The sequence below is a fragment of the Actinomadura chokoriensis genome (assembly GCF_039529475.1).
Lineage (GTDB): Bacteria > Actinomycetota > Actinomycetes > Streptosporangiales > Streptosporangiaceae > Spirillospora > Spirillospora bangladeshensis.
The window spans coordinates 124,339-144,532 of sequence record NZ_BAAAMW010000002.1; the positions used below are offsets into that span (position 1 = coordinate 124,339).

A 20,194-nucleotide genomic window follows, 5' to 3' on the forward strand; every position below is an offset into this window, starting at 1 on the left:
CCACCACACGGTCTCGCGGTTGTGCTGTTTCCGGGCCCGAACGACGCGCGAGGGCCGTGCCACGGGCGGACCTGGGGCCACGCCCTGGCGGGGTGTCTATGTGCGGGAGCGGCCGTTTCGGCGGTTCGGGCGGTCCGTGCCGTCGCCGTCCTCGTCGCGCAGCTTCAGGGCGGTGCCGGGGTGGTCGGTCACCAGGACGGCGACGCGCGGGTCGCCGAGGAAGCGCCGCATCACCGGCTCGGCGTTGACCGTCCAGATCATGGCGGGGATCCCGGCGCGGCCGCACTGGCGCAGCACGCCGACGCGGGCCAGCCGGTGGTTGAGCGCGACCATGTCGGCGCCCGCCCGGCGGATGAGGCGCAGCGGCGCGAAGTCGTGCGCGGCGCCGCGCTCCCACAGGTTGCGCCCCACCGACAGCGCCGTCCGGACGCCGGGGAAGCTCTTCTTGATCTCGAACAGCGAGGTGACCTCGCGGGTGGTGACGACGAAGCCGTCCCGCCCGAACGCCTCCACGGCGAGGGCGACGGTCTCGTGCTCGCAGCCGCGCTCCTTGAGGTCGAGGTGGCCCTTGGCGCGGCCGGCGATGACGTCCATGGCCTCGCTGACCAGCGGGACGGGACGGGACGCGAGGTCCTGGACCCGCGCGTAGCTCAGCCTGCCGATGCGGAGCCCGCCGACCTCGGGGTCGTGGTGGACGACGAGCCGCCCGTCCCCCGTCCGCCTGATGTCGATCTCCACGTACTCGGCGCCGGATTCGGCGGCCTCGCTGAGCCCCGCGAGCCCCGCCTCGTCACGGCGGTGCGCGGAGATGGCCGGCTTGGATGGCACGCTCGTGACGCTACCACCGAAACTTTTTCACCGACCTCCATTGACTAGGCTGGTACCCCGTGAGTACGCCCCGGTTCCTGACCCTGCCCCCCGGCGTGAGCCGTACGACCATCGAGACGTCGCGCGGCCCGCTCGCCGCACTGGAGGCGCTGCCGGGCTCGGGCGTGCCCGAACGCCTCCCCGCGCTGCTCGTCCCCGGGCTGACCGGCAGCAAGGAGGACTTCCTCGCCGTCCTGCAGACGCTCGCCGCGTCCGGCCGCCGCGTCATCGCCGTCGACATGCGCGGCCAGTACGAGTCGATCGGCCCCGACGACGCGGCCGCCTACACCCGCGCCGCCCTCGGCGAGGACATCGCGGCCGTCCTGGACGTCCTGGGCCCCGACCCGGTGCACCTGGTCGGCCACTCGTTCGGCGGGCTCGTGTGCCGGGAGACCGTCCTGTCCGGGGCCCTGCCGGCGTCGCTGACCCTGATGAGCTCGGGCCCCGCCGCGGTCGACGGCCAGGCCGCCGCCAAGGCCCGCGCCCTCCGCGACGCCATCCCCGAACTCGGCATGGAGCAGATCTGGGCACTCAGCCTCGAACCGGACTACCTGGGGCGCGGCGTCCACCAGGAGATCGTCGCCTTCCTCAGGGCCCGCACGCTCGGCAACTCCGAGATCGGCCTCGCCTGCATGGCCGGCGAGATCCTCTCCGCACCCGACCGCGTCGACGAACTCGCCAAGAACTGCACCGACTCGGGGCTGCGCACGCTCGTCCTCTACGGCGAGAACGACGACGTGTGGTCCCCCGCCACCCAGGCCGCGATGGCGGAGCACCTGAACGCCGCCAAGGTCGTCATCCCGGGCGCCGCCCACTCCCCCGCCTGGGAGGCCCCGGAGACCACCGCGGCCGCCCTGAGGGCCTTCTGGAACGAAACGGAACACACCCTGAAGTAACGCGCGGCGACGCCTTCGGGATCGTCACCGCACATGGTCGTCGGGTGGGCGCCCGGAGGTCAGTAGGGACCGCCCGCGCGAAAGGCTTCAATGATCTGCATCGCCTTCTCTTCGCCGACCTCTTCCAATTCATCATCGAAACTTGCGTGCTCCCACTCGACGATGATGCCGGTTCCATGCCATTGGAGGTCCCGATGCAGCGCCTCATCAACAATGCCGATCTCTGCCGAAGTGCGCCGCCGAACGATTCCGTGCGGAGAATCGACCGTCTTGCCTCCGCCGGTGATCGCATAGTAGGTAACACTTTCCTCAGACATGCCCGCTAGTACCCCTCTTTCCGATAGTCCGATATATCGCCAACCGCAGCGGGGACGGGAATACCGGCCGAAACTTCTCGCTGGAAGGCTTTTAGCTTCACCCTCTCCTGACCGCTCGTCAGCGGATTCCTCTGCCGCTCATAAGCCTTGTGAGTCAACTGCTTCGCCTCAAAGCTTTCAGGCGTATGGAACTGAACTTCGAAAAGCTGGCCATCAGGCGTCCGCCACCTAGTATTCACACCTTTATACTCCGGCGCATCCCAAGAGTTTCTACAAAAAACCATCTCATTGCCCTTGTCCCGCAACCCATCGGCGATCTGCCGGTACCCTTGGGCATACTTATCGACAGGAACCTGATAGGTATATCTCAGGCCATCCGATATCGAGTCCGCCGCTTCGGTAGGACTCTTGCGAAACTCAGCCGCAAGCTTCTCGGCGACCTTCTCCTTGAACCTGTCCTCGCCCTTTAAACGGTACTCAAGGCCCACCAGCTTCACGTCGACCATCTCTGCCTCCTGCGTCTTCAGGTCGTCCGTGACATCGATTTCTCGATCCCGCAGGCGGCTGAAGGAACGATCAACCGAATAATTCTCTTCGTAGTTCAGGTATTGATCGCCGTCCCCGCGCCAGGAGCCCGGTTCGTCTCCAGGGAGGTCAGCGTCTTCGCTCGTGCCTTCGCCCTGGGGGTCCTCGCCTTCGTCGCTCTCTTCCGGCGGCTCGTCAGGGGTCTGCTCCGCTTCGAGGTCGGCCCATTTGGATCTCATGCTGTCGGCGTGCTCGCGCCACGCGTCATCTTGGGCTGCCATCTCGGCGGCGGCTTCGGCGTCGGCTTCGGCGGCGCCTGTTTCATCCGACCCGGCGGTCTCGTTACCGGGCTCGTCCGCTCCCGCGTCGGCCGGAGCCTTCTCCTTCGCGGAGGTCGTCTCGTCCCGGTCGACTGGCTCGTCCTGAACCTCCGCCTGACGAGCCTCTGCGCGCTTGCCCATCGCCTCGCGGGATGCTCGGCGGGCTTCGAACTCCTCACCCCAGGTGCGGTACCCGAACTCGCGGCCGTCCAAGGTATATGTCGCCGACTCGTTCGCGAACTTCTCCCATACGTCGCTCCCCGAAGGCTTCTCCGGTTCGCCCTCGGGCTCCGGCTGAGCATCCGTGGCGCGAGCGTCACCGGGCTCGTCATCGTCGTCCTGCTCCGCGGCTTGCTCATCGCGCTCCGCGCCGGGACGGTCCGCCGTCGCAGGCCGGGCGTCCTCAGATTCGCCCGGGTCCTTGTCCGCCTTCTGCCCGGCGTCCTCCACCGGCGAAGCGCCCGGAGGTCGGTCCTCACGTAACCGGTCGTCGTCCGAGCTTTCCTTCTCCGCTTCGGCTTGAGGCTTCTCAGCGGCGGCGGGAGGCTGCTCGTCGTCCCGCTCGTCACTCTGCTCGGCCGGGAGTTCGCGGCCGGCTGCGGCGGCCCTGCCTTCGAGGCGGGACGGCTGTCCGGGCGAGCCCGGCCGGTCGGGCGGAGAACGCCATGCCCTGTCCTGGGCCGGCGACTTGTCGACGTTCTCGGGCCCATCAGTGCCGTTGCCATTGCGCTCGACACCCACGCGTGGTCAGTCCCTCCGACTGCCGGACGAGAACAGCACCGGCGCCGAACGGTGGTCCAGATGTCCGCGGGGTTGTCAGCGCCGACTTACCCTGAGACTGGACTAATCCGACATATCCCGTCAAGTTACGCAGGGTGGCTTGTCGGACGGTGCACCACGGCACCGCACCCACCGCGTCCCGTCAAAGTGTCCCGGGACGATCGTCCCCGGACTAAGAGTCCGAGGTCGCAAAGGCTGTGACTCTGCACTGATCGATGTCAAGGTCACTTATGGCCGCAGCCCGGTGGCCGACGGGCGCTGGCTCCCGGAGCGGCGGGCCAGTTCGGGCCGCCGGTGCCGAAGCTGGTCGCCCTCACCAGGCGTTCAAGGGGCGGCTCACCCAGCGCCGCCGCGACTCAGCCGCGTGTACTTCGATTCCCCCTGGTCGCGCTCACCTCCAATGACGCCGTGCTTATCGATCCCGACGGGGGAACGCGATGAATTCGTCGGAAAGACGACGTCCTGCGGCTGTTCTTGGCCTCATGCAGAGGACACCGAGGACGAATAGAAGCTCGCGGGCCGTCGAGGCGGCCCGTGCCGAGCGAACACAGGCCGGAAGGCATCGCCGCAGCGCATTCCGCGGCAGGGGTGCGACGCTGGACGGGTGGGCGATGGGTCGGAGGAGCGGGCGCGGGTCGTTCTCGGCATTGATGATCTGCGGTCTCTGCCGGGGGTCACGCGGGTTGCTCGGAGCAGTCGCGAGGGTGTTCTCCTTCTTGAGGAGCATCGGGGCGTCGAGATCGACGAGCTCTGGCTCGACCACGATCTCGGCGGGGACGACAGCATCATGCCCGTCGTGGCAATGCTGGAGGAGGCGGCCTTCGAGGGGCGTCCCTTTCAGATCGGCATGGTGTTCGTTCACAGCGCCAATCCGAGCGGGGCGGAGACCGTGGTTCGGGTGTTGGGGCGTTGGGGGTACCGGGTGCGGCGGGCGGTCGTTTAGAGGTGGCCGCGGACCAGCGGTAGGAAGAGGTCGTCGACGATCGAGTGGATGCGGGCCGGCTTCAAGGGTTCCAGGTCCATGAGCAGGTCGTGGCGTACCAGGTCGAAGGGAAGGGCCAGTACCGCGGCGGGGATTCTGTCGACGTCCAGCGCGCCGCGGTCATGGGCGCGCCGGTAGATGGTCTGGACACGTGAGATCCGCTGCTCGCCCATGATCCGGTCGCGCACCTGGGCGGGGGTGAGCCCGGTGTCGGCCAGGAGGCCCGAGAACGCGGTGGCGGCGAGGGTGACGAAGAAGGCGGCGCGGGCCTCGCCCATGCCGGTCAGCGCGGCGATGAGGTCGCCGCGCAGCGTTCCGGTGTCGGGGATGTCGACCGGGTGGGCGTTGCGGTGGTGCTCCAGCGCGGCCAGGACGATCTGGTCCTTGTTGGCCCAGCGGCGGTACAGGACGGGTCAGGACCGCAGCACGCGTCTTGCTGGAGGTCGGCGACGGCAGTTCGTTCCCGACGCCCGGTCACCTGGCCGCCTACGCCGGGCTCGCGCCGGTCACCCGGCACTCGGGCACCTCCATCCGCGGCGAGCACCCGCCCAAGGGCGGCAGCAAGAACCTCAAACGCGCCATGTTCCTGGCCGCGTTCGCCTCCCTCGCAGACCCGGTCTCGCGACCGTATTACCAGCGGGCTTGACAGATCCAATAGGGACCCCCCGGGAGGCAGACGACGCTTAACACTCCGAGCCACGGGCTTGTGGGTGTCGACGCCGACGGTTATGGCCCCGTCGATGACCGTGTCCGCCTCGACGCCGGGCGGCGGGTCCCCGTCCCCCACGGCCTTGACCTTGATGCCTTCCGTCACCACATGCCCGGCCGTGGTGACGGTCCGGGCGCTGTCGGATGGGGCGCTTCGGCGCTCCGTCCGGCCACGCGGCTCCGGACTTATGGGACTCTGGTCAGTACGACGGCCCATGCCTCGCTGCCGGGATTCTCAACCCGTTCGAGCTTCCACACCTGGTCGCCCACCGGAAAGGTGCCACCGGGTTGAAGGGTGTAGGCCCGATCCTCGTCGGTTTCGACGGCGAGGCGGACAGTGAGCGGATGCCCTTCCCGGACATCGACGTGGACCACCCCGAAACTCCCTATCGAAGTGTTGCGCTGCCCGTCGGGCCCTAGAACGATCTCGTTGATGCTCATCGCCGCTCCAGTGTGGTGTAGAGAGGCCGGACGCTGGCCTTGAACTCACTAATGCTCAGAGGTTGCGGGTGACGTCGATTCCATGGGTTACGCAGATGCAGCCGACCTTGGTCATCAACCTGAGTGATCTCGTAAACATGGCCCGGACGCAGGTCCTTGACCAGTGGCGATTCGTTCTTCCCCAGGCTTCGCGTGCCGACCAGCACGGGGTTGTGGTCAGCGAGTTTGCCGCGCAGATCCTCAAGAAGCTGCCTATCGGGACTGCGGCCCTGATTGTCGTATCCGGTGGGGAACTCCACTGTTTTAGCAGGTTCGCAGTGAGTTGGGTGAGCACCTCGGCGCGGTCACCCGCCGCACTGCCCTGATTCAGAGGCGGGACGGCTGTCCGGGCGAGCCCGGCAGGTCCGGCGGAGGCTGCCATTTCCCGTCCCGAACCGACGGCTTGTCGATGCCTTCAGGCCCACCAGTGCTGTTGCCCATGCGGTCGACACCCACGCGTGGTCAGCCCCTTCGACTGCCGGACGAGAGCGGCACCGGCGCCGAACGGTGTCCAGATGTCTGCGGGGTGTCAGCGCCGACTTACCTGAGATGCTGAACTAATCCCCGCTTCACCGACACCGAAGGAGCCGCCGGGCACTGCCAGCCGATGGCCCGCGCCCTCACCGCCCAGCGCTTCTACGACTTCCTGGACGACCACGTCGCCCTCACCGCGTCCTGAGCCGCGATCAACCGGTCAGGGTGTTCTTGTAGATGCGGCCGTCCTTGATGATGACCTTCAGGTTGGCGCCGGGATCGGCCAGCGCCGCCAAGTCGTCGGTGGGGTCGCCGTCGACCAGCAGGAGGTCGGCCCACGCTCCTTCAGCGATGACGCCCAGGTGGGCCACGTGCGGCCCGGTGCCGTAGGCGGCCACGTCCGCGGCCGTTGGAATCTGGTACGGGTCGCGGGGGCCCGACATGCGAAACAGTTCGGCGTTACCGGACGTCGCGACCTTCAACCCCGCGATGGGGCCACCGGCCAGCCCGGCCATGCGGGTCAGCATCTCGCTCTGCCTGGCGCTCGCGGCCGGATTCAGCATCAGGTCGGTGCCGAACGCGAGGGGCACGCCGTGCTTCACCGCCCATCCGAAAACGCGCTCCACCCCCTCGCACACCTGCCGGTTCTTCTCGGCCGACGCCGGATTCGCGTAGGCATGGTCGTCCTCGGCGAACGGCTGGATGCACAGTCGGACGTCGTGGTCGGCCATGTACCTGACGTCGTCCTCCCCGGCCAGGTGCCCGTGCTCGATCACCCGGACGCCCGCCTCGACCGCCCGGCGGATGCCGGCGCCGGTGTAGACGTGGACCGCCACGTACGTGCCCCAGTCGGCCGCCGCCCGCACCCCGGCGCGCAGTTCGTCCGGCGTGTACTGCAGGACGTCCAGATGGTCGTAGGCCGAGGCGACACCGCCCCCGGCCATCATCTTGATCTGGGAGGCGCCCTTCTTGAGCTGTTCGCGGACGCCGGCGAGCACCTGCGCGGGGCCGTCGGCGATCCGCATGAGCCCGAGATCCTCGGCGCGCGTGGCGGTGCCGCCGAGGGCGGTCGGCACGTCGTAGACCATGCCGAAATCGCCGTGCCCGCCGGTCTGCGACAGGCCGGCCTGGCTGGGGTAGATCCGGGGGCCGGGCAGCGCGCCCGCGTCGATCATGCGCTTCAGATCGCCGGTGTCGCCGGCCATGTCGCGGACGGTCGTGAACCCGCGCATCAGCATCGCCTCGGCCTCGGCCGCGCCCTTGAGGTATCCGAGGCCCGCGCCGCCGAGCATCAGCTCGGCCTGCGTGGCGCCGGCCAGGATGAGGTGGACGTGGGCGTCGCTGAGTCCGGGGATGAGCGTCGTCCCGCGCCCGTCGACGACCGTGGCCGCCGCGACGTCGGCGGGTGGGTCGCCCTCCCCCACCGCCTTGATCTTGGTGCCGTCGAGCACCACATGCCCGGCCCGGACCCGGTCGCTCACCCCGTCGAAGATCCGCACATCGCGGATCAGCACCGTCCCGGCGCGCCGCTGTTCGCTCACGCCCGCCTCGTGCCCGCTGCACCAGCGGCGAGCGGCCGACCGCCAAGCATTTGCGAACGCTTGCCCCCCGCGTGACGCGTCAGCCTCGGACGGGGAGCCTGCGCAGGGCGATCGCCTGGCTCGTGGCGAAGAGCGCAACGTCGATGGCCACGGTCACGACGGCCGCGACGATGAGCACTGTCGCGGCGGCGACCGAGGCGACCCCGGCGGCGATCGCCGCGAGCACGTTGGCGGTCATCACCAGCCGAAGCGCGAGCCGCAGCGGTAGCCGGGCGAGCATCCACACGATGCCTCCCGCCCACACCACTACGGCGACGCCGAGGACCGCGATCAGAAGCGGAGAGAACGCGATCTTCTGAGCGATCTGCTCTGCGAACAGCGCCACCGCAGTGCCGAGCACCGCGCAGTAGGCGGCGTCGAGGCGGAGACTCCACCGCCCGGCCTTTTCACCATGGATCCGTTGCACGATCACCTGTCTACCACGCCGAGACGCTGCGGCCGCGGCTGTAAGATCCCCGTATCCAGCGGGAGCCTGCGGGCCGGTGAGAACCGGCCGGCAGGCTCTTCGTCGTTTCAAGGAGAGTTTTGCGAGGAGTCCTCGTGGTCGAACTGTCCGTTCATCGCGCCGGTGCCGCCGACCGTCCAGTGCTGGAGCGGCTGTGGCTGATGTTCCAGCACGACATGTCGGAGTTCTGGGGACTACTTCCCTACCCGGACGGGACGTTCCGGAGCACGCGCCTCCAAGCCGCGTTCTCCGGTGACGATTCGGTCGCCTATCTGTTCACGAGTACCGACCGTCCGGTGGGTTTCGCAGTGGTCCGAGGGCTCACCGAAGAGCGGCGGGTGCTGACCTCGTTCTTCGTCGTGCGAGGGGTCAGACGAAGCGGGATCGGCCTGCGCGCCGTCCGAGAAGTGGTGGACCGGCATCCCGGACGCTGGGAAGTCGCCTTCCAGGACGGCAATGCCGGCGCGGTGCGATTCTGGCGGCGCGCGGCCGACGCGATCGCTCCGGCCGCCTGGACGGAGGACCGCAGACCGGTGCCGACCCGCCCCGATCTGCCGCCCGACGTCTGGATATCGTTCGCCGGTTCAGGCCCCGGCGGGGTCGAGGAGCACACCGGGGTTGAGGATGGCGGCCGGGTCCAGGGTTGATTTCACGGCCTGGAGCGCGGCGGCGAACGGCTCAGGGCGCTGGCGGTCGTACCAGGGGCGGTGGTCGCGGCCGACGGCATGATGGTGGGTGATCGTGGCGCCATGGGCCGACAGGACGTCGGACACGGCCGTTTTGATCTCGTCCCATTGCGCCACGGTGGAGCCCCACCGGCCGCTGGCGTAGACGCCGAAATAGGGCGCGGGGCCGTCGGGATAGACGTGGGTGAAGCGGCACGTCACCACGCCCTCGGCGCCGACCGCGCGCATCGCGTCCCGCGCCGCCGAGACGACGGCCTCGCGCAGGGCGGGGAAGCCGCCCCAGGTGCAGGCGGTCTCGAAGGTCTCCACGATCATGCCGTGGGCGGCCAGGGCGTCGCGCTGGTAGGGCATGCGCAGGAACGCGGTGCGCCAGGTGTCGGACGCGTTGCGGACGCCCGAACCGCCCGGACGCGGCTGCGGGCGTCCGCCGTGGTCGCGGCACAGCTCCAGGGCCCGCTCCAAGCCCGCGTCGACCGGATGGTCGGCGGACTCGAAGCCCAGCACCAGGACCCCGCCCGGTGAGTCGGTGCCGGCGTTCAGCAGCGCCTCCATGGGGTCGAGCAGGCGGCAGTTGGCCGGGTTCAGCCCGGATTGCGCCAGCGCCCGGGTCGCGGCGACGGCGTCGTCGTAGTCGGCGAACAGGACGGATGCCCCCGCACGCCACCGGGGCCGCTCCTGGAGGCGCATCCACGCCTCGGTGATGACGCCGAGCGCGCCCTCCGACCCGAGGAACAGCCGGTCCGGGGACGGGCCCGCGCCCGAGCCGGGCAGCCGCAGCGACGCGCTCACCCCCGCCGGAGTCACCACCCGCAGCGACTCGACCAGGTCGTCGATGTGGGTGAGGACGGTCGCGTAGTGGCCGCCCGAGCGCGTCGCCAGCCACCCGCCGAGGGTCGAGAACTCGAACGACTGCGGGAAGTGCCGCAGCGTGAGGCCGTGCGGACGCAGGCGCGCCTCCAGGGCGGGGCCGTGGATGCCCGCCTGGATCCGGGCGGCCCGCGCGGCGGTGTCGATCTCGACCACGTCGGCGAGGCCGCCCAGGTCGAGGCTGACCGCGGGTCCGAGGCCGCGGGGCTCGACGCCGCCGACGACCGAGCTGCCGGCGCCGTAGGGGACGACGGCGATCCCGGCGCCGGTGCACCAGTCCAGGACGTCCACCACGTCCTGCTCGTCGCGCGGCCTGACCACCAGGTCGGGGACGTCGCCCACGTCGCCCGTCAGGTTGCGGACCACGTCCCGGAACGCCTTCCCTCGCGCGTGCCCGAGCCGGTCGGCGGCGTCGCCGGAGCAGAGGGCCGCGAGGGACGGCGGCGGCGCGATCCGCGGCGCCCGCACGTCCAGTTCGCCGACCGGCGGAGGGGCGTGGTCGACCAGTTCGGCGCCGGGCAGCAGCCCGGCCACGCGCCCGATCAGCGCCGCCCGTTCCACACCCCCGACCGCGGCTTCCAGGTCGCCCCAGCCCCACCATGATCGCGTCGTCATCACCCCACGATGATGCCGGTCCGCGTCCGCTCCGGTCGAGGTGCCCCCGCGCGGACCTAGAGTGGGTGATCATGACTTGGGAACGGTGGGCACTGGGCGGAGACCTGAGCGTCGCGCGGATCGGCTACGGCGCGATGAAGCTGACCGGTTGGCCGAGGGGCGACCGCCCCGGCCGCGAGACGGCCCTGGCCGTCCTGCGCCGGGCCGTGGAACTCGGCGTGAACCACATCGATACCTCGCACTACTACGCGCGGGACGGGGTCGCGGCGAACGAGCTGATCCGGGAGGCGCTGCACCCGTATCCGGACGGCCTGGTGATCGTGACGAAGGTGGGGGCGCTGGTCGAAGGCTCCGACATCGCCCTGCCCGCGGCGGAGAAGACCGGCCTCACCCCCGACGGGCTGCGCCGCGGCGTCGAGGCCAACCTGCGCTCCCTCGGCCTGGACCGGCTGGACGTGGTGAACCTGCGGATGGGCGACGTCGACCGCGCCGGGACGTCCATGGCCGGCCCGCTGGAAACGCTGCTCGCGTTGCGCGACGAGGGGCTGATCCGTCACCTCGGCATCTCCAACGTCACCGCCGCCGAGTTCGCCGAGGCGCGCTCGATCGCGCCGGCCCTCGCCTGCGTCCAGAACCTCTACAACGTGTCGTCGCGCGACGACGACCCGCTCGTCGACGCCTGCGCCGAAGCTGGTGTCGCCTACGTCCCCTTCTTCCCGGTCGGCGGTTTCCAGCCCATCACGGCCGGACGGCTGGAGGCCGTCGCCGCCCGCCACCGCGCGACCGTGCCGCAGGTGGCTCTGGCCTGGCTGCTGGCCCGATCGCCGAACATCCTCCCGATCCCCGGCACCGGGTCGCCGGACCACCTGGAGGAGAACATCGCCGCCGGCACGCTGACGCTCAGCGCGGACGACCGCGCCGAACTGGACTCCCTGGGAGAGGTGTGAACGAACGCGCGACGCGCTGGTGACATTGCGCCTCCGCCGTCTGCGTGCATCTTCACTCCTGCCTGGGCTTATGTCAGGCTGAAGGGAGTAGGTGCGGCGGTGCGGCGGGCCGCGAGGAGGAATCATGCGCAAGGTCGCCGACTGCCGGGACATGCCGAGCGAGTCCGGCTGCACGCTCACCATCAGCGGCGAGGAGGACGAGGTCGTCCGGGCCGCCGCCGAGCACGCCGCCTCGGTGCACGGGCACACCGACACCCCGGAACTGCGGGACGAGATCCGCCACGGCCTCAAGGACGAGGAGATGAGCGTCCGGTAACCGATGAGTTCCGGACGTCCTCGGGGTCTCCCTCTCCACACCCTGCAGACCGGAGGACCCGATGACGTCCGTTTCGTTCCAGCCCACCACTGGATCCCTGCGCGTGCCCGACGGGCGGCTCCACTACGAGCTGCGCGGGTCGGGGCCGCTGGTGGTGCTCGCGGGGGCGCCCATGAACGCCGACGCGTTCGCGCCGCTCGCCGACCTGATCGCCGGGGAGTTCACGGTCCTGACCACCGACCCGCGCGGCATCGGCCGGAGCCCGCTGGACGACCCCGAGCAGGACTCGACGCCGCCGCTGCGGGCCGATGACCTCGCCCGCCTGATCGAGCACGTCGATGCCGGGCCCGCGGCCGCGTTCGGGTCCAGTGGCGGGGCCTGCAGCGTGCTGGCGCTGGCGCAGTCCCACCCGGAGCGAGTCCGCGTGGTCATCGCCCACGAGCCGCCGCTGAACGAGCTCGTGGCCGATCGCGACGACCTCCACGCGGCCACCGAGAAGATGATCGAGACCCACCAGAGCGGCGACATGGTCGGGGCCTGGCGGATGTTCATGCGCTCGGCGAACATCATGATCCCCGACCCGGTGCTGGAGCAGATGTTCGGCCCCGACCGTCCCGCCGACCAGCTCGCGGACGAGCGCCGCTGGTTCGCGCACGAGCTGCGCGGGACGACGCGCTGGAAGCCCGACGCCGGCGCGCTGCGCGCCGTCAAGGACAAGGTCGTGATCGGCATCGGGGAGGACTCGGACGGGCAGCTCTGCGACCGGGCGTCGCGGGCGCTCGGCGAGGCCGTCGGCATCGAGCCGGTGCTCTTCCCCGGCGGCCACACCGGCTTCGCCGACGACCCGGCCTCGTTCGCCGAGCGCCTGCGCGGCGTCCTCGCCGGGACGGGCTGAGGCGTTCGCCCGGGGGGCGGTGTCACGGGCGCCGCCGGGTAATGACACACTTACATGAGTTTGTCTCATGGAGGTGTTCATGTCCGCGACCATCCAGCCGCCCGAGAGCGTCACCTGGCGCGTCCACCTCGACCGGTCCATGTGGGTCGGCGGGGTGCGGAGCCTGATGCTGCAGGCGCTGCACCCCATGGCGATGTGGGGCGTGTGGCAGAACTCGAACTTCCGCGAGGACCCGTTCGGGCGGCTGCAGCGGACGTCCGACTTCGTCGGGCTCGGCACCTTCGGCAGCCCGGAGGAGGTCGAGAAGGCCGCCTACCGGGTGCGCGAGATCCACCGGAGCCTGCGGATCCTCAACCACGACACCGGTAAGAAGGAGCGGCTCGACCAGCCCGAGCTGCTGCTGTGGGTGCACTGCGCGGAGGTCTACTCCTACCTGGAGGTGGCGCGGCGGGCCGGGCAGCCGCTGACCGACGCCATGGCCGACCGGTACCTCGACGAGCAGCGGAAGTCGGCCACGCTCGTCGGGCTGCACGCCGAGGACGTCCCCGGCAGCGTCGCGGAGATGGAGGCGTTCTTCGCCGAGATGCGGCCCCGGCTGCGGGTCACCGAGGAGGCGGCCGAGACCGTCCGGTTCCTCATGTGGCCGACGCTGCCGGACAACCTCAAGTTCCTCTCCCCCGGGAAGCCGGGCTACTTCCCGTTCGGGGCGCTCTGCTACTACTCGCTGCCGGACTGGGCGCGCGCGATGTACGGGGCGCTGCCCGAGGTGCCGCAGCCCGCGGTGACGGCGGCGCTGAGGTCGTTCCGGCTCGCGATGAACTCGGTGCCCGAGCGCGTCCACGACTACGCGTTCGCCAAGAACACCCGCGACATGCTCGAACGGAGCCGGCAGCGGCTCGCCGCCGAGGGCTACGACGTCAGCAGGGGCCTCTACGGGCTCCGCGACCCGCGCCGCTGGCCGAGCCGGCGGGCGCTCGCCTCGGCCTAGCCGGCCTAGTCGGTCCGGAGGGCCGCCCACGGCTCCTTGCGCGGGGCGGCCTCCTGCCCTTCGGGGCAGTGGCGGGCGAAGTCGCACCATCCGCAGAGGGTGCCGGGACGGGGCGGGAACAGCCCGTCGTCCGCCCGGCCGTGCGAGCGGTACGCCTCGTCGGCGGCAGCGGCCTCGGCGGCGATCTGCTCGGCGCGGCGCATGTGCCGGGCGAGCGAGTCGTCGGTGTGCTCCCACACCGCGACCTCGCCGGACGGCAGGTGGTGCAGCTCGACGCGGCGGCACGGGCGGCGCAGGACGCGGGACGCCGCCACCGCGTAGATCGCCAGGGCGAGGGAGCCGCGCGCGTCGTCGGACGTCAGGACGTGCCGGCCCGTCTTGTAGTCGACGACGACGAGTTCGGGGCCGCGCGCGTCGAGGCGGTCGATGCGGCCGGACACGGCGATCCGGTCGGTGCGGGTCGCGACCGTCCGCTCGACGCCGAGCGGCTCATCGGACGGGTCGAGGCCCGCGGCGTAGCGCTCGGTCATCTCCCGGGCCCGCTCGCGCCACTGCGCCGACTGCGCCTCGTCCCGGAAGCCGTCGGTCAGCCAGCCCCGGACGAGCAGCCGCCCGGCGGCCTCCGGCGTGCGCTCCTCCAGCGGCAGCCGCCACCAGCCCGCCAGCGCGTTGTGCACGCTCGCGCCGACGCTGTTGTGCGCCCACGGCGGGCCCTTCGGCGGCATCGGACGATCGAGGTAGGTCATCCGGTACCGGCGCGGGCAGTCCAGCCAGGTGTTCAGCCGCGACGGCGTGCACGTGTACAGCCGCTGGGGCATCCCGTCGAAGCCCAGCTGCTCCATGCCCGGCCGCTCAGTCGTCGGACTCGTTCGCGAGCGAACCCCAGGTCTCCCAGCGGGCGTCCTCGTCGCCGACCGTGGTCTCCTCGCCCTGCGCGGGCAGCACCTTCAGCTCCTTCGGCAGCGGGGTCAGCAGCGCGCCGATCGAGTTGAGCTGCTTGCGCAGGTCCTCGTAGACGCCGCCGATCGAGCCGGGACGGCCGCGGTGCAGCGTGTCGCCGGAGAACAGCACGCCGAGCTGCTCACTGATCACGCAGATGCTGCCGGGCGTGTGGCCCGGGGTGTGCACGATCTCCAGCTGCGCGTCGCCGATCTCGAAGACGCCGCCGTCCTCCAGCCAGATGTCGGGTTCGAGGGAGCGGAGCGCCTTGGCGTCGTCCTCGTCCTCCTCTTCCTTGGCGAGGCGGCCGAAGTAGTCGCGCCACAGCAGCCGGTCGGCGCGGTGCATCGCGATGTTGGCCCAGTCGTCCTCGTCCTCCTCGCCGGCCGCGGCGACCTCCAGCACCACGCTGAGGTGGTGCTCGTTGCCGTCGGTCAGGATGACGGCCATGACCTCCCGGTCGCCGACCTCCTTGAGGATGGCCTCGGCGTCGTACGCCGGGTCGATCACGATGACCTCTTCGTCGTCGCCGACGATGTAGGTGTTGTTCTCGACGTCGTACTCGGTGTCGTCCAGGGTGAGCTTCCCCGACGTCACCACCTGTTCGATGCGCGCGTCCACGCAAGGCACCCTACCGTGCTTCGCGCTCCCGTTCCGGCACACCGAGATCACCGCCGGACGCGGCCTCCGCGAGCCGCTCGAAGGCCTCCGGCGCGGTGGTCTCCGCGCCGAGCCGGTCGCCGGTCAGCGCGCCGTGGTCGTCGCTGGAGCCGGTCGCGGCGAGCCCGAGCGCCTTGGCGAGATCGTGCAGGCGGGCGCGGTCCTCGGGGACGTGGTCGGGGTGGTCGGCCTCGATCCCGGCGAGCCCGGCGGCGGCGAGCCGCTCGATCACCTCGTCGTCGAACACGTAGCCGCGGCGGCGGGCCCGCGGATGCGCCAGCACGCACACTCCCCCGGCCTCGCGGACCAGCTCGATCGCGCGCTCGGGGTCCAGCGCGTACCGCTCGACGTAGGCGCGGCCGCCCTGCGCGATCCACTGGGACGTGAACGCCTCGTCCGCCGTCCCGATCACGCCGGCCTCCACCATGGCGCCCGCGATGTGCGGGCGGCCGACGGCCTCGCCGCGCGCGAGCGCCCGGACCATGCCCCAGGTGACGTCGACGCCGAGGTCGCGGAGCCGGTCCACCATGCCCTGGGCCCGGATCACCCGGTCGTCGCAGATCCGGGCCAGCTCGGCGGCGAGCGCCGGGTGCTCCGGGTCGAACAGGTAGCCGAGCATGTGCAGGCTCCGGCCGTCCTCCTGGCAGGACAGCTCGATGCCGGGGACGAGCGTGAGGCCGTCCGGCAGGGCGCCCGCGGCCTCGTCCCAGCCGGCGACGGTGTCGTGGTCGGTGAGCGCGACGACGTCCAGGCCGCGCGCCCGCGCCCGCTCGACGAGCTCGGCGGGCGGCCGGGTCCCGTCGGACGCGTCGCTGTGGCAGTGGAGGTCGATGCGCATGCCCGATCCGTATCAGTCGTCGAGCCGCGGGCTGTGGGCGCCGTAGGGGAGATCGAGGTCCATGCCGGGTTCGCGCAGGTCGAGGAGGTTCTGGCTCTCCAGCATCAGGACGCCGGCGTCGGCGGGCCACAGCACCGCCCACAGCCAGTCGCCCATCGCCTCGCCCACGTAGACGGCCCGGTCGGGCCGGGCGCCGACCGCCCACATGGGGACCGAGCGCCCGCACGTCGCCGCCGGGCCGCTGACGTCGAGCTTCACGTGCGGCGGGCCGCCGTTGAACGCGTCGCCGGGGTCGGTGCCCTCCAGCCCGGCGTAGTGGGCGCCGAGCCCGATGCCGGGCTCCTCGGCGATCAGCACCATGTCGGCGGGGCCGCGCAGGAGCCCCGGCCCGGACACGGCGACGGCCGTCGCCCGCGCGCCGGTGCGGTCGTCCCCGACCGTGGCGAATCCCGTGACGAGCCAGGCCGGCGGAAGGGGCCAGGGCGTCCAGACGGGGACCTTCGCGTCGCGCAGCACGGCGGCCAGCCCGTCCGGGCCGGGACGCTTGGAGGGCTGCCTCGGCAGTACGGCGCCGTGCACGCCGCACGTCCAGTCGCTGGACCAGAGTCCAGGTGCGCTGAGCGGACCCGCGCAGCGCGGGCACATCGGCTCCGCCCTCATGACTACCCACCCTGCGCGGCGACGTCCCGGATCGTCAAGTTGGGGCAGGTAGCCCGCCGGGAAAGGGGGCACAAAATGGGGTCATGGGGAATCGGTCATGAGGAAGCGGTGCGTCGGCGGGATCGTGCGCGACGGCGACGGGCGGCTGCTGCTCGTCCGGCGCGGGCGCCCGCCGGGCCAGGGGCAGTGGTCGATACCGGGCGGCCGGGTCGAGCCCGGCGAGGACGACCCGGCCGCCGTCGCGCGGGAACTGAAGGAGGAGACCGGCCTGGACGTCGCCGTCGGCGCGCTCGCCGGGACGGTCGAGCGCCCCGGGCCGGGCGGCGTCACCTACGAGATCCACGACTACACGGCCACCGTGACCGGCGGGACGCTCCGCGCGGGCGACGACGCCGCCGACGTGCGCTAGGTGCGGCCGGACGCCCTCGGCGACCTCCCGCTCACGCCGGGGCTCGTCGACGCGCTCAGGCGGTGGGGCGTCCTGTGACGGCGGCGTCCTCCGGCACCTGCGCCTGCACCGGCTCGGGCTCCGGGGCGACCGGCACGCCGCCGCCCCCGGTGACGCGCTGGACGCGCATGCGCCGCGCCAGCAGGACGACGACGGCCGCGTAGAGCGCCATCGGGACGACGTCCGCCGCCACGACCTGCCACGGCACGCTGCCCTGCTCGATGTCGAGCTTGCCGACCGCCGCGGGGAGGAGGAACGCCATCAGGTTGTTGAACACGTGCAGCGCGATGCTCGACTCCAGTCCGCCCGTCCGCACGGTCAGCCACGCGGCGATCGCGCCGAACAGGAAGATGTCGAGGATGCCCCAGCTCGTGTAGCCGTGCCCGGCCGTGAACAGCGCCGACCCGAGCACGATGCCGGGCCACGGGGTGCGGAACACCGCGCTGAAGGCCCGCCCGACCCGGCTCCGCGCGTTCTCCAGAGTGCAGGCGCCCACGGCCTGGAGCAGCCAGCCGCGGAAGACGTACTCCTCGGCCGCCGACTGGAACGGCACCAGCAGGACGATCACGATCGCGGGGGCCAGGAACCGGCCCCAGCCGACCCAGTGCTCGTCGGCGCCGGAGCGGTCGTCCATCGCGATGGCCGCCACGACCGACGTCCCGTAGGACACGACGCAGAACGCGATCGCCAGGCCGCAGCACACCAGCATCCAGCGCCACCGCAGCCGTCCGGCGACCGAGGACAGCGTGCCCGGCCGCCGCCGCTGGACGAGCCAGGCCGCGCCCAGCGCGACCGGCAGGAACAGCGCGAGCGACCCGAGGTTGAACACGAGGTCGGCCGTGTCGTTGTCGAAGAGCGAGTCGGTGCCGGTCGCGGCGGGGTCCGGCGCGTCCCCGGTGACCAGCGCGTTGACGATCATGATCACGGCCATCAGCGGGATCGCGAGCCCGAACCCGACGACGAGGAGCACCAGGCTGCCGACCAGCGGGCGCCACCACCGGTGCGCCTCGTCCCGCGCCGCCTGGTGGTAGGGCCGCCCCTCCGGCGGGGGCACCGTCCACGGCCGCTTGGCCGGCGGCATGCCGTACCCGTAACCGGGGCCGTAGGGTCCCGGCCCGTAGGGGGCCTGCGGATAGGGCCCGGGCGCGTACGGCTGCCCCTGGGCGCCGGGCTGCGCGGGCGCTCCCGGCCAGTAGGGCATCCCGGGCACGTACTCCGGGCCGGCCCCGCCGTAAGGCTGCGCCTGCTGCGGCTCCGCGTACTGCGGCTCCGCGTACTGCGGCTGCACGTAGGGCTGCGGCTGCTCGGGGCGGCCGGGTTCCGGGGCGGGGACGGCGGCGTCCGGCGGCGCCCAGCCGCCGCTGCTCTCCCCTGGTTCTGACACGTGCGACCCCTCCCGTGGACCTTGCGTCCGTGGGACGAATCGTACGGCCAGTCAGTGCCCGCGGGGGCCGGGGCGCTCGGTGCGGGCCAGCCCGGCGGCGCGGCCCTTGGCGGCGATGACGAGCGCCATCTTGCGGGACGCCTCGTCGATCATCTCGTCGCCGAGGGTGGCGGCGCCGCGTCCCTCGCGCAGGGACCGCTCGTAGGCGTCCAGGATCAGCTCGGCGTGGTCGTAGTCCTCCTGGGACGGGGAGAACACCGCGTTCCCCGCGTCGATCTGCGACGGGTGCAGCACCCACTTGCCGTCGAAGCCGAGGGCGGCCGAGCGCCGCGCGACCCGCGTGAACGCGTCCACGTCCCGGACGTTGAAGTAGGGCCCGTCGATGGCCTGCAGGTCGTGGGCGCGGGCGGCGATCAGGATCCGCATGAGGATGTGGTGGTAGGCGTCGCCCTCGGTGTAGCCGGGCGGCTGCTCGCCGACGACGAGGGTCTTCATGTTGAGCGACGCCATGAGGTCGCCCGGCCCGAGCACGAGGGCCTCCAGGCGGGGCGACGACGCGGCGATCGCGTCGATGTCGGTCAGCCCCTGGGCGTTCTCGATCTGGGCCTCGATGCCGATGCGGCCCACCGGCAGGCCCGTCGCCCGCTCGATCTGGGTGAGCAGCCGGTCGAGCCACTGGACGTGCGTGGCGTCCGACACCTTCGGCAGCATGATCGCGTCCAGGTTCGCGCCGGCGGCCTCGACGACCTCGATCACGTCCCGGTACGCCCACGGCGTGTCGAGGTCGTTGACGCGCACCACCCTGGTCCTGCCGGACCAGTCGCCCTCGTTCAGCGCCGCGGCGACGGTCGTGCGGGCGTCCTCCTTGGCGGACGGCGCGACGGCGTCCTCCAGATCGAGGAAGATCTCGTCGGCGGGCAGGCCCTGCGCCTTCTCGATGAAGCGCGGGTTGCTGCCCGGGACGGCGAGGGTGGTACGTCGAGAGCGCATGGCCCGGATGCTATCCAGCGGATGTGAGACCCTTCGGACATGGGTCTGAACGGCGCGCTGGTGGAGGAGGCGGCCAAGAAGTCGGGGCTGCTGTGGCTGGACCTGCCCGGCCTCCCGCAGCCGCGGGCCGCCTGGCATGTGTGGCACGGCGGCTCCGCCTACGTGCTGACCGGCGGCGAGGGCGAGCAGCCGCTGCCGGGGCTGGCCGAGTCCGCTCAGGTGACGGTGATCCTCCGCAGCAAGGACAAGGGCGGGCGGCTCCTCTCGTTCACCGCCGACGTGCAGGTGGTCGAGCCGGGCACCGAGCTGTGGGACGCCGTGACGCCCGTCCTCGCGAAGGAGCGCCTCAACGCCCGCACCCACGAGGGGCAGGTGGAGACGTGGGCGACCGAGTCGTGGATCGTCCGGCTGACCCCGGTGGAGGAGGTCGTGACGGCGGACGAGGAGTACGCGGCCGTCCGCCCGGTGCCGACCCCGGCGACCACCGCCGGCCCGCCGCCGCGGATGCTCGGCGGCAAGCGCCGCCGAGCCGACCGCTAGCCCGAGCCGACCGCTGAACCCGGCCG

General features: G+C 71.6%; 24 protein-coding genes and 1 pseudogene. 10 read left to right on the forward strand and 15 right to left on the reverse strand.

The window, feature by feature from the left end; genetic code table 11:
• Window positions 1-96: 96 nt before the first annotated feature.
• Window positions 97-828 (reverse strand): glycerophosphodiester phosphodiesterase, encoded by a 732-nt coding sequence (locus ABFX46_RS04745; protein WP_346040102.1) that lies wholly within the window; start codon window positions 826-828, stop codon window positions 97-99.
• Between the two features lie 59 nt (window positions 829-887).
• On the opposite strand from ABFX46_RS04745, the gene ABFX46_RS04750 reads away from it, so the two are divergent.
• Entirely contained in the window at window positions 888-1,763 is an 876-nt protein-coding gene (locus ABFX46_RS04750; protein ID WP_346040103.1) for an alpha/beta fold hydrolase, read from the forward strand.
• Window positions 1,764-1,822: 59 nt separating this feature from the next.
• Here the strand turns inward: ABFX46_RS04750 and ABFX46_RS04755 are convergent, their stop codons facing one another.
• Window positions 1,823-2,080: a hypothetical protein gene (locus tag ABFX46_RS04755; protein WP_346040104.1), complete on the reverse strand. Its 258-nt coding sequence runs from the start codon at window positions 2,078-2,080 to the stop codon at window positions 1,823-1,825.
• Between the two features lie 5 nt (window positions 2,081-2,085).
• Window positions 2,086-3,666 carry a hypothetical protein gene (locus ABFX46_RS04760; protein ID WP_346040105.1) on the reverse strand — a complete coding sequence of 527 codons (1,581 nt, stop codon included), beginning with the start codon at window positions 3,664-3,666 and terminating at the stop codon, window positions 2,086-2,088.
• 643 nt (window positions 3,667-4,309) lie between these two features.
• Between ABFX46_RS04760 and ABFX46_RS04765 the strand changes: the two genes are divergently transcribed.
• Window positions 4,310-4,648 (forward strand): cyclic-phosphate processing receiver domain-containing protein, encoded by a 339-nt coding sequence (locus ABFX46_RS04765; RefSeq protein WP_346040106.1) that lies wholly within the window; start codon window positions 4,310-4,312, stop codon window positions 4,646-4,648.
• Here ABFX46_RS04765 and ABFX46_RS04770 read toward each other — a convergent pair.
• A complete protein-coding gene (locus ABFX46_RS04770; protein WP_346040681.1) occupies window positions 4,645-5,094 on the reverse strand; it encodes a TetR-like C-terminal domain-containing protein in 450 nt (149 codons plus the stop codon). The genes ABFX46_RS04765 and ABFX46_RS04770 overlap by 4 nt on opposite strands.
• Before the next feature lie 5 nt (window positions 5,095-5,099).
• Between ABFX46_RS04770 and ABFX46_RS04775 the strand changes: the two are divergent.
• Window positions 5,100-5,327: pseudogene (locus ABFX46_RS04775) on the forward strand (IS110 family transposase); the annotation flags it as partial.
• A 254-nt stretch (window positions 5,328-5,581) separates the two neighbouring features.
• Here ABFX46_RS04775 and ABFX46_RS04780 read toward each other — a convergent pair.
• From ABFX46_RS04780 to ABFX46_RS04795, 4 genes are all read right to left on the reverse strand, one after another.
• A complete protein-coding gene (locus tag ABFX46_RS04780) occupies window positions 5,582-5,836 on the reverse strand; it encodes a DUF6406 domain-containing protein (RefSeq protein ID WP_346040107.1) in 255 nt (84 codons plus the stop codon).
• Window positions 5,833-6,135, reverse strand: coding sequence for a hypothetical protein (locus ABFX46_RS04785; protein ID WP_346040108.1), 303 nt, complete (start codon window positions 6,133-6,135; stop codon window positions 5,833-5,835). Before ABFX46_RS04785 ends, ABFX46_RS04780 begins: the two co-directional genes overlap by 4 nt.
• A gap of 426 nt (window positions 6,136-6,561) precedes the next feature.
• A complete protein-coding gene (locus ABFX46_RS04790) occupies window positions 6,562-7,890 on the reverse strand; it encodes a metal-dependent hydrolase family protein (protein ID WP_346040109.1) in 1,329 nt (442 codons plus the stop codon).
• Between the two features lie 79 nt (window positions 7,891-7,969).
• A complete protein-coding gene (locus tag ABFX46_RS04795) occupies window positions 7,970-8,356 on the reverse strand; it encodes a hypothetical protein (RefSeq protein ID WP_346040110.1) in 387 nt (128 codons plus the stop codon).
• A 179-nt stretch (window positions 8,357-8,535) separates the two neighbouring features.
• Between ABFX46_RS04795 and ABFX46_RS04800 the strand changes: the two genes are divergently transcribed.
• Entirely contained in the window at window positions 8,536-9,042 is a 507-nt protein-coding gene (locus ABFX46_RS04800; RefSeq protein WP_346040111.1) for a GNAT family N-acetyltransferase, read from the forward strand.
• Here the strand turns inward: ABFX46_RS04800 and ABFX46_RS04805 are convergent.
• Window positions 8,980-10,563 carry an FAD-binding oxidoreductase gene (locus tag ABFX46_RS04805; protein ID WP_346040112.1) on the reverse strand — a complete coding sequence of 528 codons (1,584 nt, stop codon included), beginning with the start codon at window positions 10,561-10,563 and terminating at the stop codon, window positions 8,980-8,982. The two genes, ABFX46_RS04800 and ABFX46_RS04805, sit on opposite strands and share 63 nt — an antisense overlap.
• 71 nt (window positions 10,564-10,634) lie before the next feature.
• Between ABFX46_RS04805 and ABFX46_RS04810 the strand changes: the two genes are divergently transcribed.
• The 4 genes from ABFX46_RS04810 (at window position 10,635) to ABFX46_RS04825 (ending at window position 13,709) form a co-directional block, all read left to right on the forward strand.
• Window positions 10,635-11,510 carry an oxidoreductase gene (locus tag ABFX46_RS04810; protein WP_346040113.1) on the forward strand — a complete coding sequence of 292 codons (876 nt, stop codon included), beginning with the start codon at window positions 10,635-10,637 and terminating at the stop codon, window positions 11,508-11,510.
• A gap of 124 nt (window positions 11,511-11,634) precedes the next feature.
• Window positions 11,635-11,826 (forward strand): DUF1059 domain-containing protein, encoded by a 192-nt coding sequence (locus ABFX46_RS04815; protein WP_203595945.1) that lies wholly within the window; start codon window positions 11,635-11,637, stop codon window positions 11,824-11,826.
• 61 nt (window positions 11,827-11,887) lie between these two features.
• The gene (locus ABFX46_RS04820) at window positions 11,888-12,721 is read left to right on the forward strand and encodes an alpha/beta fold hydrolase (RefSeq protein WP_346040114.1); all 834 of its coding nucleotides are present in this window, start codon (window positions 11,888-11,890) and stop codon (window positions 12,719-12,721) included.
• A 79-nt stretch (window positions 12,722-12,800) separates the two neighbouring features.
• Window positions 12,801-13,709, forward strand: coding sequence for an oxygenase MpaB family protein (locus ABFX46_RS04825; protein WP_346040115.1), 909 nt, complete (start codon window positions 12,801-12,803; stop codon window positions 13,707-13,709).
• A gap of 5 nt (window positions 13,710-13,714) precedes the next feature.
• Here ABFX46_RS04825 and ABFX46_RS04830 read toward each other — a convergent pair whose 3' ends face one another.
• From ABFX46_RS04830 to ABFX46_RS04845, 4 genes are read right to left on the reverse strand one after another with little or no spacing between them, the layout of a single operon-like run.
• Entirely contained in the window at window positions 13,715-14,551 is an 837-nt protein-coding gene (locus tag ABFX46_RS04830) for a RecB family exonuclease (RefSeq protein ID WP_346040116.1), read from the reverse strand.
• Between the two features lie 10 nt (window positions 14,552-14,561).
• A complete protein-coding gene (locus ABFX46_RS04835; protein ID WP_346040117.1) occupies window positions 14,562-15,269 on the reverse strand; it encodes an MBL fold metallo-hydrolase in 708 nt (235 codons plus the stop codon).
• Window positions 15,270-15,279: 10 nt separating this feature from the next.
• A complete protein-coding gene (locus ABFX46_RS04840; protein WP_346040118.1) occupies window positions 15,280-16,146 on the reverse strand; it encodes a PHP domain-containing protein in 867 nt (288 codons plus the stop codon).
• A 12-nt stretch (window positions 16,147-16,158) separates the two neighbouring features.
• Window positions 16,159-16,806 carry a DUF6758 family protein gene (locus ABFX46_RS04845; RefSeq protein WP_346040119.1) on the reverse strand — a complete coding sequence of 216 codons (648 nt, stop codon included), beginning with the start codon at window positions 16,804-16,806 and terminating at the stop codon, window positions 16,159-16,161.
• 97 nt (window positions 16,807-16,903) lie between these two features.
• On the opposite strand from ABFX46_RS04845, the gene ABFX46_RS04850 reads away from it, so the two are divergent.
• Complete coding sequence (locus ABFX46_RS04850; protein ID WP_346040120.1) at window positions 16,904-17,215, forward strand: NUDIX hydrolase; 312 nt, start codon at window positions 16,904-16,906, stop codon at window positions 17,213-17,215.
• Window positions 17,216-17,270: 55 nt separating this feature from the next.
• Here the strand turns inward: ABFX46_RS04850 and ABFX46_RS04855 are convergent, their stop codons facing one another.
• Both ABFX46_RS04855 and ABFX46_RS04860 read right to left on the reverse strand, forming a co-directional pair.
• Window positions 17,271-18,638, reverse strand: coding sequence for a CPBP family glutamic-type intramembrane protease (locus ABFX46_RS04855; RefSeq protein ID WP_346040121.1), 1,368 nt, complete (start codon window positions 18,636-18,638; stop codon window positions 17,271-17,273).
• A gap of 51 nt (window positions 18,639-18,689) precedes the next feature.
• Entirely contained in the window at window positions 18,690-19,628 is a 939-nt protein-coding gene (locus ABFX46_RS04860) for an HpcH/HpaI aldolase/citrate lyase family protein (protein WP_346040122.1), read from the reverse strand.
• A 39-nt stretch (window positions 19,629-19,667) separates the two neighbouring features.
• On the opposite strand from ABFX46_RS04860, the gene ABFX46_RS04865 reads away from it, so the two are divergent.
• Window positions 19,668-20,168: a hypothetical protein gene (locus ABFX46_RS04865; protein WP_346040123.1), complete on the forward strand. Its 501-nt coding sequence runs from the start codon at window positions 19,668-19,670 to the stop codon at window positions 20,166-20,168.
• The last annotated feature ends 26 nt before the right edge of the window (window positions 20,169-20,194 follow it).

Excerpts from the sequence above, each read along its gene's own strand:
- ABFX46_RS04865 (WP_346040123.1), top strand. The coding sequence starts at position 19,668 with ATGGGTCTGAACGGCGCGCTGGTGGAGGAGGCGGCCAAGAAGTCGGGG.
- ABFX46_RS04860 (WP_346040122.1), bottom strand. The coding sequence starts at position 19,628 with ATGCGCTCTCGACGTACCACCCTCGCCGTCCCGGGCAGCAACCCGCGC.
- ABFX46_RS04805 (WP_346040112.1), bottom strand. The coding sequence starts at position 10,563 with ATGACGACGCGATCATGGTGGGGCTGGGGCGACCTGGAAGCCGCGGTC.
- ABFX46_RS04815 (WP_203595945.1), top strand. The coding sequence starts at position 11,635 with ATGCGCAAGGTCGCCGACTGCCGGGACATGCCGAGCGAGTCCGGCTGC.
- ABFX46_RS04780 (WP_346040107.1), bottom strand. The coding sequence starts at position 5,836 with ATGAGCATCAACGAGATCGTTCTAGGGCCCGACGGGCAGCGCAACACT.
- ABFX46_RS04840 (WP_346040118.1), bottom strand. The coding sequence starts at position 16,146 with ATGCGCATCGACCTCCACTGCCACAGCGACGCGTCCGACGGGACCCGG.
- ABFX46_RS04820 (WP_346040114.1), top strand. The coding sequence starts at position 11,888 with ATGACGTCCGTTTCGTTCCAGCCCACCACTGGATCCCTGCGCGTGCCC.
- ABFX46_RS04755 (WP_346040104.1), bottom strand. The coding sequence starts at position 2,080 with ATGTCTGAGGAAAGTGTTACCTACTATGCGATCACCGGCGGAGGCAAG.
- ABFX46_RS04850 (WP_346040120.1), top strand. The coding sequence starts at position 16,904 with ATGAGGAAGCGGTGCGTCGGCGGGATCGTGCGCGACGGCGACGGGCGG.
- ABFX46_RS04810 (WP_346040113.1), top strand. The coding sequence starts at position 10,635 with ATGACTTGGGAACGGTGGGCACTGGGCGGAGACCTGAGCGTCGCGCGG.
- ABFX46_RS04825 (WP_346040115.1), top strand. The coding sequence starts at position 12,801 with ATGTCCGCGACCATCCAGCCGCCCGAGAGCGTCACCTGGCGCGTCCAC.
- ABFX46_RS04830 (WP_346040116.1), bottom strand. The coding sequence starts at position 14,551 with ATGGAGCAGCTGGGCTTCGACGGGATGCCCCAGCGGCTGTACACGTGC.
- ABFX46_RS04845 (WP_346040119.1), bottom strand. The coding sequence starts at position 16,806 with ATGAGGGCGGAGCCGATGTGCCCGCGCTGCGCGGGTCCGCTCAGCGCA.